General features: G+C 33.9%; 16 protein-coding genes. 10 read left to right on the top strand and 6 right to left on the bottom strand.

Annotated features, from left to right (window positions below):
• The first annotated feature begins 68 nt into the window (after window positions 1-68).
• The 3 genes from ACLBXA_RS06015 (at window position 69) to ACLBXA_RS06005 (ending at window position 3,856) form a co-directional block, all read left to right on the top strand.
• The gene (locus ACLBXA_RS06015) at window positions 69-749 is read left to right on the top strand and encodes a formylglycine-generating enzyme family protein (RefSeq protein ID WP_332277408.1); all 681 of its coding nucleotides are present in this window, start codon (window positions 69-71) and stop codon (window positions 747-749) included.
• A 92-nt stretch (window positions 750-841) separates the two neighbouring features.
• Window positions 842-2,035, top strand: coding sequence for a macrolide family glycosyltransferase (locus ACLBXA_RS06010; protein WP_447617142.1), 1,194 nt, complete (start codon window positions 842-844; stop codon window positions 2,033-2,035).
• 453 nt (window positions 2,036-2,488) lie between these two features.
• On the top strand, window positions 2,489-3,856 hold the full coding sequence (locus ACLBXA_RS06005) for a lytic polysaccharide monooxygenase (protein WP_133964237.1): 1,368 nt from the start codon (window positions 2,489-2,491) through the stop codon (window positions 3,854-3,856).
• 308 nt (window positions 3,857-4,164) lie between these two features.
• Here the strand turns inward: ACLBXA_RS06005 and ACLBXA_RS06000 are convergent, their stop codons facing one another.
• Window positions 4,165-4,629 (bottom strand): hypothetical protein, encoded by a 465-nt coding sequence (locus ACLBXA_RS06000; protein WP_000024965.1) that lies wholly within the window; start codon window positions 4,627-4,629, stop codon window positions 4,165-4,167.
• 472 nt (window positions 4,630-5,101) lie between these two features.
• Between ACLBXA_RS06000 and ACLBXA_RS05995 the strand changes: the two genes are divergently transcribed.
• Window positions 5,102-5,320 carry a hypothetical protein gene (locus ACLBXA_RS05995; RefSeq protein WP_000337734.1) on the top strand — a complete coding sequence of 73 codons (219 nt, stop codon included), beginning with the start codon at window positions 5,102-5,104 and terminating at the stop codon, window positions 5,318-5,320.
• A 7-nt stretch (window positions 5,321-5,327) separates the two neighbouring features.
• Window positions 5,328-5,930, top strand: a complete 603-nt coding sequence (locus tag ACLBXA_RS05990; RefSeq protein ID WP_000342605.1) for a DUF6944 family repetitive protein — start codon at window positions 5,328-5,330, stop codon at window positions 5,928-5,930.
• A 224-nt stretch (window positions 5,931-6,154) separates the two neighbouring features.
• Here the strand turns inward: ACLBXA_RS05990 and ACLBXA_RS05985 are convergent, their stop codons facing one another.
• The 3 genes from ACLBXA_RS05985 to ACLBXA_RS05975 form a co-directional block, all read right to left on the bottom strand.
• On the bottom strand, window positions 6,155-6,589 hold the full coding sequence (locus tag ACLBXA_RS05985; RefSeq protein WP_001190875.1) for a GNAT family N-acetyltransferase: 435 nt from the start codon (window positions 6,587-6,589) through the stop codon (window positions 6,155-6,157).
• Window positions 6,590-6,703: 114 nt separating this feature from the next.
• Window positions 6,704-7,366 (bottom strand): ribose 5-phosphate isomerase A, encoded by a 663-nt coding sequence (rpiA, locus tag ACLBXA_RS05980; protein WP_001049995.1) that lies wholly within the window; start codon window positions 7,364-7,366, stop codon window positions 6,704-6,706.
• A 4-nt stretch (window positions 7,367-7,370) separates the two neighbouring features.
• Entirely contained in the window at window positions 7,371-7,691 is a 321-nt protein-coding gene (locus ACLBXA_RS05975; RefSeq protein WP_001125391.1) for a 2Fe-2S iron-sulfur cluster-binding protein, read from the bottom strand.
• Window positions 7,692-7,833: 142 nt separating this feature from the next.
• On the opposite strand from ACLBXA_RS05975, the gene ACLBXA_RS05970 reads away from it, so the two are divergent.
• Together ACLBXA_RS05970 and clpP are read left to right on the top strand one after the other, a co-directional pair.
• Window positions 7,834-8,520 (top strand): RNA polymerase subunit sigma-70, encoded by a 687-nt coding sequence (locus tag ACLBXA_RS05970; RefSeq protein WP_000337517.1) that lies wholly within the window; start codon window positions 7,834-7,836, stop codon window positions 8,518-8,520.
• Window positions 8,521-8,541: 21 nt separating this feature from the next.
• On the top strand, window positions 8,542-9,123 hold the full coding sequence (gene clpP, locus ACLBXA_RS05965) for an ATP-dependent Clp endopeptidase proteolytic subunit ClpP (protein WP_000991620.1): 582 nt from the start codon (window positions 8,542-8,544) through the stop codon (window positions 9,121-9,123).
• 43 nt (window positions 9,124-9,166) lie between these two features.
• Here the strand turns inward: clpP and ACLBXA_RS05960 are convergent, their stop codons facing one another.
• Window positions 9,167-10,024 carry a glycine betaine ABC transporter substrate-binding protein gene (locus ACLBXA_RS05960; RefSeq protein WP_001227626.1) on the bottom strand — a complete coding sequence of 286 codons (858 nt, stop codon included), beginning with the start codon at window positions 10,022-10,024 and terminating at the stop codon, window positions 9,167-9,169.
• A 171-nt stretch (window positions 10,025-10,195) separates the two neighbouring features.
• Here ACLBXA_RS05960 and ACLBXA_RS05955 point away from each other — a divergent pair, with 171 nt between their 5' ends.
• Window positions 10,196-11,401, top strand: coding sequence for a quaternary amine ABC transporter ATP-binding protein (locus tag ACLBXA_RS05955; RefSeq protein ID WP_000370608.1), 1,206 nt, complete (start codon window positions 10,196-10,198; stop codon window positions 11,399-11,401).
• On the top strand, window positions 11,394-12,230 hold the full coding sequence (locus tag ACLBXA_RS05950; protein WP_001059837.1) for an ABC transporter permease: 837 nt from the start codon (window positions 11,394-11,396) through the stop codon (window positions 12,228-12,230). The genes ACLBXA_RS05955 and ACLBXA_RS05950 overlap by 8 nt, the downstream gene beginning before the upstream one ends.
• A 53-nt stretch (window positions 12,231-12,283) precedes the next feature.
• Here the strand turns inward: ACLBXA_RS05950 and ACLBXA_RS05945 are convergent, their stop codons facing one another.
• A complete protein-coding gene (locus ACLBXA_RS05945) occupies window positions 12,284-12,520 on the bottom strand; it encodes a hypothetical protein (protein WP_000553346.1) in 237 nt (78 codons plus the stop codon).
• Window positions 12,521-12,737: 217 nt separating this feature from the next.
• Between ACLBXA_RS05945 and ACLBXA_RS05940 the strand changes: the two genes are divergently transcribed.
• Window positions 12,738-12,893 carry a septum formation initiator gene (locus ACLBXA_RS05940; protein ID WP_065212635.1) on the top strand — a complete coding sequence of 52 codons (156 nt, stop codon included), beginning with the start codon at window positions 12,738-12,740 and terminating at the stop codon, window positions 12,891-12,893.
• Window positions 12,894-12,977: the final 84 nt, after the last annotated feature.

Genomic DNA, 12,977 nt, shown 5'->3' with positions numbered 1-12,977 from the left:
AAAATTGTATTTTGTAATGAGTATATGACTATAAGTTCATATAAAATGAACGTTTGGAGGAATAGAAAATGACTAACGATTTAATTCAACTAATCGATTCATTAATGGTCAATATTCCAGCTGGAGAGGTAGTATTAAGAGATGATCGAATAAAAAAAGAATGGCTAGTACAAATTCAACCATTTCTTCTTGCAAAGTATGCTGTAACAACGGAACTATATGATGCTATTACAAATAGTACATTAAATAATTTTGAAAAAAATCATAAACCAGTTGTAAATATTTCATGGAACGATGCCATTGCGTTTTGTAATGTACTTTCAAAAATAGCGGGATTAAAAGAATATTATTCTATTAGTGATGTTGGTCAAATTGTGAAATGTAATTTAGATTCGAATGGCTACCGATTACCATCTGAGGCAGAGTGGCAATATGCATGTAAAGCAAGTACAACCGGATATACATACGGGAAACTTCTTGATATAGCGTGGTATAATGAAAATTCAAATGGACAAATTCATGACGTTGGCCAAAAGGAACCGAATGCATGGGGACTTTATGATATGCTAGGGAACGTTTGGGAATGGTGCTATGATTTGTATGATGAAAAAGTATACGGATCATACCGCATTTTTCGTGGAGGTAGTTGGGCGGAGGCAGCGAGAGGTTGCGGCGCTACTTGTCGTCGCCGAAGCCATCCCACATTTCATATAGAAGATCTCGGTTTTAGACTTGCTAGGTCAATTTAGCAGGAATATGATACGAACAACAAAGAAAAGAGTATGGAGAGAATCCATACTCTTGCTAACATAGAAATGATTTAACGTAAGGAGTGTTTATAATGGCGCGTGTTTTATGTATTAACGCTGGATCAGAAGGACATATAAATCCAACTTTACCGGTTGTAGAAGAATTGATTTCTCGCGGTGAAGAGGTCGTTTATTTCTCAATAGAAGCTTTCAGGGAGCGGATTGAAAAGACAGGTGCTACTGTACGAACGATTGATGATCAAAAATTTATAAAAGCGTTTCTATCTGGAGGCAGAAATTATTTACAGGAAAGAATAAACGGTCTTCTACATACAGCGGATATTGTTATACCTAGTGTTCTAGAACAAATTGAAGGTGAACATTTTGATTACATAATTCATGATTCTATGTTTGGCTGTGGGCACTTAATTGCTCAAATTCTTAAACTGCCATCCATAAATTCATGTACATCTTTTACGCAGGATGAAAAATCTTTTGAACAAATGTTAGGTCATCTGTCAAAAAATATTCCAGTAGAAATTCATGATAAAATACAGAATGATTTTCAAAACTTAACGAAGGGAATTGCTGAAAAATATGGTGTTGAAATAAAATCACAGTATGAAGTTTTCTGTAATCCTGCACCCCTTACTATTGTGTATACAATTAAGGAGTTCCAGCCTTTTGGTGATACGTTTGATGAAACATATAAATTTGTAGGACCATCTATCTCTGCACACGTGAAAAACAGAGACGTTGATTTTACTTCAATTGAAGAAAAAAGTCCGATTTATATTTCATTAGGTACTGTTTTTAATGAAGCGATTGACTTTTATAAACTGTGTATGAAGGCCTTTGAGAATAGTGAGCATACAATTGTTATGTCTATTGGTAATAAAACGAAAATAAGTAATCTAGGCGAAATTCCTAAAAACTTCATTGTGAAACACTATGTGCCTCAAACCGAACTGCTTACTTATACGAAACTATTTATTACACACGGCGGGATGAACAGTACGCATGAAGGACTATATAACGGGGTTCTGCTCGTTGTAATACCGCAAAGTGCAGATCAGCCAGCAATCGCAAAGCAAGTGGAGAGTCTTGGAGCAGGAGTTCAATTACATATGAATGAATTAACCGTGGAGAAATTGCGTGAAAGTGTGGAGTTAATTTTAAATAACCCTTCATATAAAGAGGCTGCTTTGAATTTGAAGGAATCATTCCGAACATCGGGTGGATATAAGGAAGCTGTTGATGAAATTTTTACATTTGTAGGTCAGTAATAAATATAAAGTTATACATGAAAAAAGTGTCTATATTAAATGATATAGACACTTTTCTGTTGTAAGAAGAGAAGAATTGTTTAAATGGAAAAAATGAAAATACTAAATGTGAATTTTGAGAACTAAGTCTACAATTTCTGCTGCACACTTTTATTTTATCCCGTATTAACCGACCGTAAAACCCCAACTAATTAAAGTTTTACTTTATGATTTCAGGATGTGGTTTTATATGTTAGTAATAATTTCACTGTTTCTGCACAACTTCTGCACATGCTTAGGCGAGTTCTATGTCATGATATATTCATAAAGTGAAATATTTCACAAGGAAAAAATATATTTTCACTGCGGTGTATGCATAATTAATACATACATCGGTACAAGTTTGTCTCTTGTTATTCTTTTACATCAAAGCCCACATTCCACTACAAAGTATAACAAGAAGGAGACATGAACATGAATAATCGATTTTTAAAACAACTACAAAACATGAAAATGAACAAAAAAAGTTTAGGAGCTGTAGCATTAACAGCTGGAATTATTAGTACGACACTTATTCCTCAAAATGCTTATGCGCACGGTTTTGTTGAAAAGCCCGGTAGCCGATCCGCTTTATGTAGTCCAACTTATGGTGCGCTAAATGTAAACTGCGGAAGTGTTATGTATGAACCACAAAGTTTAGAAGCTCCAAAAGGGTTCCCACAAGGTGGTCCAGTAGATGGACAAATTGCTTCAGCAGGCGGAAAATTTGGTGGTATTTTAGATCAACAAACAGCAAATCGTTGGTTTAAAAATACAATCACTGGTGGGGAAAATACATTTACTTGGAAGTATACTGCGCCTCACTTAACGAGTAAGTGGCATTACTATATTACTAAAAAAGGATGGAATCCAAATAAAGCGCTAACAAGAGCAGATTTTGAACCAATTGGAACTGTGCAACACGATGGTTCTGCAGCTTCAAATAATTTAACTCATAAAATTAATGTACCTACTGATCGTAGTGGATATCATGTGATTTTAGCAGTATGGGATGTAGCTGATACAGCAAATGCATTCTATAATGTAATTGATGTTAATCTTATTAATGATGTGAAACCAGACATAGAAGCGCCAAGTATTCCAAATGGACTTCAGACGAAAAAAGTAACAGCGAATAGTGTAGAACTAACATGGAACTCTTCTACGGATAATGTAGGGGTAAAAGGATATCAAATCTTCCGTAACGGAGAGATGATCGATACAATACTAGGCACTCATTTTATTGATAAGAAATTACAACCAAGCACAGAATACTCTTATACTGTAAAAGCAATTGACGCAGCTGGAAATGTATCGAAAGAAAGTACAGCGCTTACAGTAAAAACAACAGTTGCGACTCCTGATACAGAAGCACCAACACAACCAAAAGGATTACATAGTATGGGAACGACAGCATCAAGTGTGGATTTAATGTGGAGTCCATCTGACGATAACATTGGTGTAGACCATTATGATATTTATAGAGAAATAGAAGGATTAATGAAAAAGATTGCAACATCCAATACAACTTCTTATATGGATAAAAATCTGCTTGCTAATACTACTTATAAATATGTAGTGAAAGCTGTTGATGTAGCTGGAAATGAATCCGTACAGAGTGATATATTCACAATTACTACAAAAGTTGAAAGCGCTTCATATGAAGCGTGGGATGCAAAAAAAGCATATAAAAAGGGAGATAGAGTTCTACACGAAGGAAAAGTATATGAAGCAGTCCAGAGTTATCAAGGAAATGGTGATCCAAACTGGATTTATGCATTATCATTATGGAAAACAGTGTAAGCTTTACCTAGGCATGAACTAAGAGATGATGGGCTTTGATGCAAAAGGGAATCTTGAGAATTCGCTTTTCTATTTATAAAAAAGACGACGTATTCAGCGTCGTCTTTTTTTCTAAATTTTACTTCCCTTCATTCAATGATGATAAGTCCCGTAATTAATTAAACTAAAGTGTTATTTTAATAAAATAGCGGGAAAAGGAGAGATTTATAGAAAAATCGTTGTGTATGATTCTAAAATGTTTTTGAAAATGTATGGAGTGAAATAAAAAGAACCCTTTGTAAAACGGGTTCTTTTGGTGCGTTAATCTATTAATTACAATCTTGATGATATTCATCACATGAATCTTTATTATCGTTACAGCAAATACAAAATGTTTTTTGCACAAATAAACTAACTATACTAGTAGGGCCTTCCTGTTTCGTAAAAGTAAGACTTTGAAAATCTTCAACTTGAAATATTTTTGTTTGAACAGGTTGTAATGTTGTAGTAATTGGGCGGCTAGATTTTCTTGTTAGAATAGTTACTTGAACGGGTGCACTCATCCCGACAACGAATAACTGAATTAATGTTTTATTATGATTGTTTGTGAAATCCTCAAATACAGTTTGTGGAGCGGTGGTTTCAAGGAAAACAGATAAAGGTATATTTCCATTTGCATTTTCTTCAGAACCAGTTATCGTATGAGTTTCAATAAAACAGTTATTTTTTTGATCGTTCGAATACGATTGGTTTTTATAATATTTTTTACCATCTTTATAAAAATAATTAGCCATAATTATTTTGCTCTCCTTTCTTTGGAATATCAATATATAGTATTAATTAAAAGGAAAGAGTGCTTGTACTAAAGAATAATATCCGCTCTTGAAAATAATTGAAAAAACAATTTGATATGCATACTATTTGAGAATGTTGTAGTTTCTAACTAAAAATAAGCACACATTAAAGTGTGCTCTAGATAAGAAAGGTAAGAATCTTATGAATGGAGAATCTCCATTCAATAACATATGCTTGTCAAATTTTAAGGTGAAAACTTTTTAACAAGAAAGTTATTCAGAAAATTTTCCTGTGATGATAAAATTATATTTTTGATTTTAAATGTTTGGAATTATGGATGTCGAGATGGATTTTTAAAAAAATTATAGAAATTTAATTTTACTATAAATAAAGGAGCAGTTAGCCAAGTTTAACTAATCGATATATAGATATTATATTGAGTTATGTATTGTATTCGAGGAGGAATAAAGAATGTGTACGTATTGGGAAACGTATTTAGAGAATTCTCCGAGAAGCAAGAAAAAAATAAATGAGCCGTTAGCAAAAGCTAACGGCAAACAGGGATGTCACACTAGATGTATTTATAATATTAAAGAAATATTGATTTTTATTCAAATGGAGAGAAGTAGGCTATTAACATGGAGATGCATAAATTCATATCCTGTAAGTAGTAAATTAATGACGGGATAGATTGAAAATGGATGATCCGATTAAGGAGATAGTTGGTGCTTGGTTTGTTGCAGTAGGGACAATTATTGCTGCGGTTGGTAGTACACCTTTTAAAAAATTGAATGACGAATTAAGAAGAGATTTAAACGTATGGGGGAATGTATTACAGGCAACAGGGAACGGCCTAGAAGCTGATGGACAAGGGGAAATATCTCTTGAAAAAATCGGTAATGAAATCCAATCAATTGGTAATGTAACGGTTTTAACAGGACTCATTATAGAATTTGAAGATAATACACAAAAAAAAGTAGTGATTGCAGGGAATTGGATTCAAGCATTAGGTGGTATTACATCAATAGGTGGTGAATTAGAGGATAGTTCCGACATAGATGAATCGTATAACATTGTTGGGAATGTGTTACAAGCGACTGGAAATTCATTACAGGCAATAGGTGGAATAGATGAATTGAAAGCTAGTCGGGATAAAGTGGAAGAAATTTCGGAAGGAAATGAGGAGGATGGACAGATTATAGTGATTACGGGGAGCTGGATTCAAGCGGTTGGTTCAGTAGTTTCATTAATCGGTCAAATAAGAGAAGAAAGACAAGAGATTTTAGACAACAATTCATAGTGAGTTTAATAAAATATTCTTTTTAAAGTGAAAGCAAACAGAATATAGTGCGAATAGAAAACTAGAGAATGCCAATTTCATTAAGGGTGTTTTAAGACTATGTATGCTAGGTTCTTTGCTTTCAAGTTAAAAGTTCTTTCATTGGAATATTCACTAAAGAGACTTTCAAGTGAATAAGATACAGAGAGGTGACTATATGAATAAACAATATAGTCACCTTTCTATTATGATAACATTTTCGTCATAAGTATATGTGGAATGCTATCTTCCATGAATATATCAGAAGAAGTTTGATAGCCTAATTTTTTATAAAATCCTTCAGCTTGTGTTTGACCGTGTAGCTTCACTTTTGTAACTTGTTCGTTACGAGCAATTTCTTCTAACGTTTGAATGATAACTTTACCTAATCCGTATGTACGATAATCTTTTAAAATACAAATACGTTCTAATTTTCCGACACCATCAACAAATCGTATACGCCCTGTGCCTACAGGAAACTCATGATAATAAACTAAAATATGTTTACATTGCTCTCCGATTTCATCGAATATATCGAATTCATCTGCAAGAGGGACACCTTGTTCTTTTACAAATACTTCTTTTCGAATGTGAAAGGCAGTTTCTAAATCAGTAAGTTCTGTTATAAGTTTGGATTGCAAAATGTTCAGTCCTTTCTAGTGTAATCAGCTTGTGTTTTCATAGTATATCATAATAAAGTGCTATTAAGAGAAGATGAACATACTAAAAAGCCAACTTTAAAAAGTCAGCTTTTATTACAATTCCTTTATCCCATTTTTAGTGCAGATAATTGCTTTACTCGTCATACTTATAAACAATCCTGTTTCAACTACACCAGTAATCATTTTTAATTGGGTGTGTAAATGGGCAGGATTAGAAATATGATTAGAGAATATACAATCGATAATCATGTTATTGTTATCGGTTATATAGGTTTCATTATTTTTCAAACGTAATGTTGTTTGACACCCTAAAGACTGAATTTTATTTTCGGTTTGTTTCCATGAAAAAGGGATGATTTCAACAGGTAATGGAAAATTACCTAAATGTGTTACAAGTTTCGATTCATCAGCAATGATAATTAGTTCTTTAGAGGAAGAGGCAACGATTTTTTCACGAAGTAATGCACCACCACCGCCTTTTATAAGTTGTAAATTTGAATCGATTTCATCCGCTCCATCAATTGTAAGATCAAGACTTTGTACGTCGTTTAACGAAATTAGGGGGATATTTAGTTGCTGTGCTAATGCTTCAGTTTCCTTTGATGTCGGTACAGCTTGAAATGATAATCCTTCTTTTACATACTCACCTAATTTTTGTATTGTCCAATATACAGTAGAACCTGTACCAAGCCCAATCTTCATGCCATCATTTACAAAGTTAGCAGCATATTCGCCAGCGAGTTGTTTTAAATTCATCGCTTTACTCCGCCGGACGTGGCCCAGCATCAAGACTTGAATTTTCAACTGTAAGTACCGGACGAACGACTATATCTTTATGTACACGCATTTGACAAGATAATCGTAAATGATCTTCAATCCCTTTTTCCGTCATTGCATGTTTCTCATTCGCACTCGCTTCACAGAAATCACCTGCTAGTATTTCTACTCTACAAGTCGTGCAACGTGCATTCCCGCCGCAACGATGGAGAATGTTGACACCGCTATCTTCAATTGCTAATACTAACTTTGTTCCTTCTTTCACATCAAAAGTTCCCGCACCTTCAATTGTTAATTTTGGCAAATTTGTTCCTCCTCACGTAAAATTGTACATAACATATTTATGACCGCGAATTCTTGAACATAAACATTATTTTTTTATACCCCCGTAACTTTTTTAAATGTAGAATCGTTTATTAAGTAAGCGCTGAAAAGGAGTGGTTATTTTGTGCACAAAAGTAACTCATGTTTTAAAGAATCATATCGATATGAATCATTCAAATATAAATTTTTTAATTGAACAATATGGAGAGCTAAAAAGATACTGTACTTTTTTAACGAAAAACAAATGGGATGGGGAAGATCTCGCCCAAGAAACGGTGTGTAAAGTGCTTCAAAAATATAGAAATAAAGATATTTGTATGACACTCGTCTATAAAATAGCTAGAAATCGTTGGTTAGATCAGATGAAGTCTAAGTCTGTTCATGAAAAAATAAGAGAACAAATCACTGTTGAAGAACCACATGAGAACATTGCAGATTTGCATGAAATGGTAGGGAAAGTATTGTCTTCATTAAATGTACAGCAATCCGCAATTTTATTATTAAAAGATGTTTTTCAATATAGTATCGCTGATATTGCTAAATTGTGTTCTGTATCAGAAGGTGCAGTGAAAGCTTCTTTATTTCGGAGTAGAAATAGGCTGAAAACTGTAAGTGAAGAAGGGATCGAGATAGTCGAATTCACAGAGGATATTGAAGTTGTTGTAACGTCTATTCGTGAGGAAAGACCGGAATTGTTAACGAAACTTCTTCCGACAATAGATTTTACTAAGTTACCATCTAAACAGCCAGTCTTATTATTTAGTGTAAAAGAACCTTCTTCCTACAGTTGTATGCTTTGCGTTGCATAACAAGTATTGGGGGGATTTAAAATGAATGCAATTCCATATGTAGTAGAACAAACAAAATTAGGAGAACGTTCCTATGATATATATTCAAGGCTATTAAAAGACCGCATTATTATTATCGGTTCAGAAATTAATGATCAAGTAGCGAGTAGTGTCGTAGCTCAACTATTATTTTTAGAAGCAGAAGATGCAGAAAAAGATATATATTTATATATCAATAGCCCAGGAGGTTCAACGACAGCAGGTTTTGCAATATTAGATACGATGAATTTAATTAAACCAGATGTACAAACGCTATGCATGGGTTTTGCGGCATCATTTGGTGCATTGTTATTATTATCAGGAGCAAAAGGAAAACGGTTTGCGCTCCCTAACAGTGAAATTATGATTCATCAGCCGCTTGGTGGTGCACAGGGGCAAGCAACAGAAATTGAAATAACAGCAAAAAGGATATTAAAGTTAAAGCATGATATTAATAAAATGATTGCAGAAAAAACAGGCCAACCGATTGAAAGAGTAGCGCATGATACAGAAAGAGATTATTTTATGACCGCAGAAGAAGCTAAGGAATATGGAATTGTAGATGATGTTGTTACGAAAAAATAAGATGAAAAAGGCTAGAGGATATGTTAATTCTCTAGCCTTTTTATTAATCTTTTACCCATTCATCAACTAATGCTTGATTTTTTTTAATCCATTTTCGCGCAGCTTCTTCAGGATCTTTTGTTTTATTTAACATGACCATTAACGTACCAAGTTGTTCATCGGTCATTTTCCATTTATCAAAGTATTTTATAACATCTGGGTGATCTTTTTCGAAACCTTTACGAACGGAGTAATAAATGTCATCTTTTTCACCATATACTTTCTTAGGGTCTTTTAAATATTTTAAGTCAAATTCTGAAAAACCCCAATGCGGATTCCAAAGCGTAACAGCGATTGGTTTCTTTTTCGTATATGCTTTCTTTAATTCACTCATCATCGCAGCTTCTGAGGATTGGACAAGTTTTAGTTTTATATCATATTCTTTCATTGCTTTATTCGTTAAATTCATAAGACTACTACCAGGTTCGATACCGACAATTTTATTATCTAATTCATCTTTATGAGCATTTAAGTCTTCAATACTGTTAATATTTTTCACATAGGAAGGTACGACTAGACCAAGTCCAGTACCTTCGTACCATTTTGATTTTAAGACAATATCATCTTTATAACGATCGTTTAGCGGCTTATCCGTAACGGGTAGCCATACTTCTAAATTCGCATCAACATCACCACGAGCGACACCAGTCCAAATTGCGGCTTTTTCTAAATACATGAGCTCAACTTTGTAGCCTTTTTCTTCTAATAAAACTTTCCACATGTTTGCAGTTGCAATATTTTCTTTCCAACTTGTTACACCAAGTTTAATTTTTCCTTTCGAATTTGCATTTGTTGCATTACATGAAGTGAAAATCATAGTAATAAATAATGCAAGGCATATAAACCAAATTTTCTTTCGCATCGAAAACCTCCTAAGTAGTGTTTGCCTTATAAAATAAATGTATAAGTAAGCATTCTTATTATGAACGGAAACGAGAATTTTAAAGAAATCTTATGAATGTCATTTTTATGTAATATTTCTTTGCAAAATCGCAACACTATGTGAATAGATGGGTAGAAAAGGAGTAGTGACATGGATAATACAAAGGTGCGTGTTGAAAACGTAACAAAAGTATTCGGGAAACATCCGCAAAGAGCCCTTTCTTTATTAAAAGAGGGGAAAAGCAAATCGGAAATTTTAAAAGAGACAGGAATGAACGTTGGTGTAAAAAAAGCAACGTTTGAGGTATACTCTGGAGAAATTTTCGTTATTATGGGTTTGTCTGGTAGCGGGAAATCTACGCTAGTTCGTATGTTAAATCAATTGATTAAACCAACTGCAGGTCATATATACATAGATGGTGAAGACATCGCAACGATGGGAAAAGAAGAGTTACGGAGAGTAAGAAGAACGAAAATGAGTATGGTATTTCAGAAGTTCGCTCTATTTCCGCATCGTACGGTTATACAAAATGTTGCATATGGTTTAGAAATACAAGGGGTTTCGGTAGAAGAGCGAGAGAAAAAAGCGTTAGAATCGCTACAGTTAGTAGGACTCGATCATCATAAAGATAATTATCCAAGTCAACTTAGTGGTGGTATGCAGCAGCGCGTTGGAATCGCAAGAGCACTAACGAATAATCCAGATGTATTACTAATGGACGAGTCATTCAGTGCATTAGATCCACTTATTCGAAAAGAAATGCAAGATGAATTGTTAGAGTTACAAGATAAAATGGAAAAAACGATTATATTTATTACACATGATTTAGATGAAGCGCTTCGAATTGGGGATCGTATCGCATTAATGAAAGATGGAGAAATTGTCCAAATTGGAACGCCAGAAGAAATTATGATGAGCCCCGCTAATGAATTCGTAGAAAAGTTTGTTGCGGATGTGAATTTAGGAAAAGTAATTACAGCGGAATCTATATTAAAACGACCAGAAACTTTATTAATTGATCGTGGACCACGTGTAGCCCTTCAAATTATGAGGAATGCAGGTGTTTCAACTGTATATGTTGTCAATAAAAAGTATGAGTTTTTAGGTATATTAACCGCGGATGATGCGAGTAAAGCAGTTCAAAAACAATGGCCGATTGCTGATTTATTACTTAATGATATTCCGCATGTGTATTTAGATACTTTACTGGAAGAGACATATGCAAAAATGGCGGAGATGAAATATCCGTTACCAGTAATCGATGAGAAGAAAAGGCTAAGAGGAATTATTAAACGTGAAAGTGTCATTCAAGCTCTTGCAGGAAACATTGAGGAAGAGGTGAAAGACGATGAATAATATACCACGTATTCCTTTAGGAGAATGGGTCGACTCATTTGTTGCAAGTTTATATGAGCACCTTGAAGGCATATTCCGAGGTTTCTCTTATATTATCGGCGGATTCGTTGATTTACTCACTAATTTTTTAACAATAATACCGGCCATATTGATGATTATTATCCTTTGTTTCCTCATTTGGTACACAACGAGAAAAGTATCATTAATTATTTTTACACTAATCGGCTTATTGTTTATTTTAAATATTAACTACTGGGCACAAACGATGCAAACATTAGCACTCGTACTTACGTCTGTTATTATTTCAATTATTGTCGGAATTCCAATTGGAATATTAGCATCTCAAAATGAACGTTTTTCAAAATTTTTAAAACCAACATTAGATTTTATGCAAACAATGCCGGCATTCGTATACCTCATTCCAGCGATTACATTTTTCGGAGTTGGTGTAGTACCTGGAATTATTGCATCGGTAATCTTTGCAATGCCACCTACAATTCGTTTTACTGACTTAGGAATTAGACAAGTTCCAGAAGATTTAATTGAAGCAGCGAATGCATTTGGATCCACAGCATCACAAAAACTATTTAAAGTACAATTACCACTTGCAACCGGAACGATTATGGCTGGTGTGAACCAAAGCATTATGCTTTCGTTATCAATGGTTGTAACAGCGTCACTTGTAGGAGCTCCTGGGCTTGGAGTTGATGTATATCGCTCGGTAACACAAGTTAATATCGGAATGGGATTTGAAGCTGGATTAGCTATCGTAGTAATCGCAATTATATTAGACCGAATTACACAAGGGTTCCATACGAAAAGAAAATAATGACCAAAAAACACACTTTTATACTACAAAGTGTGTTTTTTATTGCATCCAGTTTACATACGAACGATAACAGAACCTCCAGCTGGTGCACAAACTTGGTTTTGCTGTTGTTCCATGGATTTAATTAATTGATTATTTTCTTCGATTAATGAGATTAATTTAGCTAACTGACTTTCAAGGCTAGCGATGCGCGGCATCATATATTGTGAATCATGATGCAATGTATTCCTTACAGGATGGGGGGAATAAACATACTGTTGATTTATATTTGGATTCCAATGAGGATGCATTTGAATCGTTCCTCCTTCAATAAATTACGGATCTTTCTTATAGTAAATGCCTATATATATTTAATGGTTACTTGAAATTTTTTCATTATAAAAGGAGTATGTACAGAAAATGGAAAATATTATATATGAAGTTAAAGTGCTTTTTTTGAAAAGATTCAAGCGAGATAGTGCGTATATTAATACATTTAAGTGAATGCATGTTGTTTAGGGAGAAATGATGGGAGGAGATGCAATTTTGGCTAAAAATAAAAAAAGAAATGATGCTTTGGCAATAGGTGTCGGTATAGGGGTTGTAATCGGTGTATTTCAAGGGCACTTTACAAATAATTTAGTAATCGGAATTATAATTGGGATTGCGTTTTTGAAGAAATAATGAGGTGTAAATTCATTTCAAAAATTGCTGTATAAAGAGAATGAAAATTCGGAATAAGGAACTTATTTTTCCTTTTTTTGTGAT

It is taken from the genome of Bacillus sp. D48C (assembly GCF_053345735.1).
This window is presented reverse-complemented; position numbering and strand designations above follow the sequence as displayed.

Coding starts and splice junctions, on each gene's coding strand:
- ACLBXA_RS06010 (WP_447617142.1), top strand. CDS start 842: ATGGCGCGTGTTTTATGTATTAACGCTGGATCAGAAGGACATATAAAT.
- ACLBXA_RS05945 (WP_000553346.1), bottom strand. CDS start 12,520: ATGCATCCTCATTGGAATCCAAATATAAATCAACAGTATGTTTATTCC.
- clpP (WP_000991620.1), top strand. CDS start 8,542: ATGAATGCAATTCCATATGTAGTAGAACAAACAAAATTAGGAGAACGT.
- ACLBXA_RS05960 (WP_001227626.1), bottom strand. CDS start 10,024: ATGCGAAAGAAAATTTGGTTTATATGCCTTGCATTATTTATTACTATG.
- ACLBXA_RS05995 (WP_000337734.1), top strand. CDS start 5,102: ATGTGTACGTATTGGGAAACGTATTTAGAGAATTCTCCGAGAAGCAAG.
- ACLBXA_RS06005 (WP_133964237.1), top strand. CDS start 2,489: ATGAATAATCGATTTTTAAAACAACTACAAAACATGAAAATGAACAAA.
- ACLBXA_RS05950 (WP_001059837.1), top strand. CDS start 11,394: ATGAATAATATACCACGTATTCCTTTAGGAGAATGGGTCGACTCATTT.
- ACLBXA_RS06015 (WP_332277408.1), top strand. CDS start 69: ATGACTAACGATTTAATTCAACTAATCGATTCATTAATGGTCAATATT.
- ACLBXA_RS05955 (WP_000370608.1), top strand. CDS start 10,196: ATGGATAATACAAAGGTGCGTGTTGAAAACGTAACAAAAGTATTCGGG.
- rpiA (WP_001049995.1), bottom strand. CDS start 7,366: ATGAATTTAAAACAACTCGCTGGCGAATATGCTGCTAACTTTGTAAAT.
- ACLBXA_RS05940 (WP_065212635.1), top strand. CDS start 12,738: ATGGGAGGAGATGCAATTTTGGCTAAAAATAAAAAAAGAAATGATGCT.
- ACLBXA_RS06000 (WP_000024965.1), bottom strand. CDS start 4,629: ATGGCTAATTATTTTTATAAAGATGGTAAAAAATATTATAAAAACCAA.
- ACLBXA_RS05990 (WP_000342605.1), top strand. CDS start 5,328: ATGGATGATCCGATTAAGGAGATAGTTGGTGCTTGGTTTGTTGCAGTA.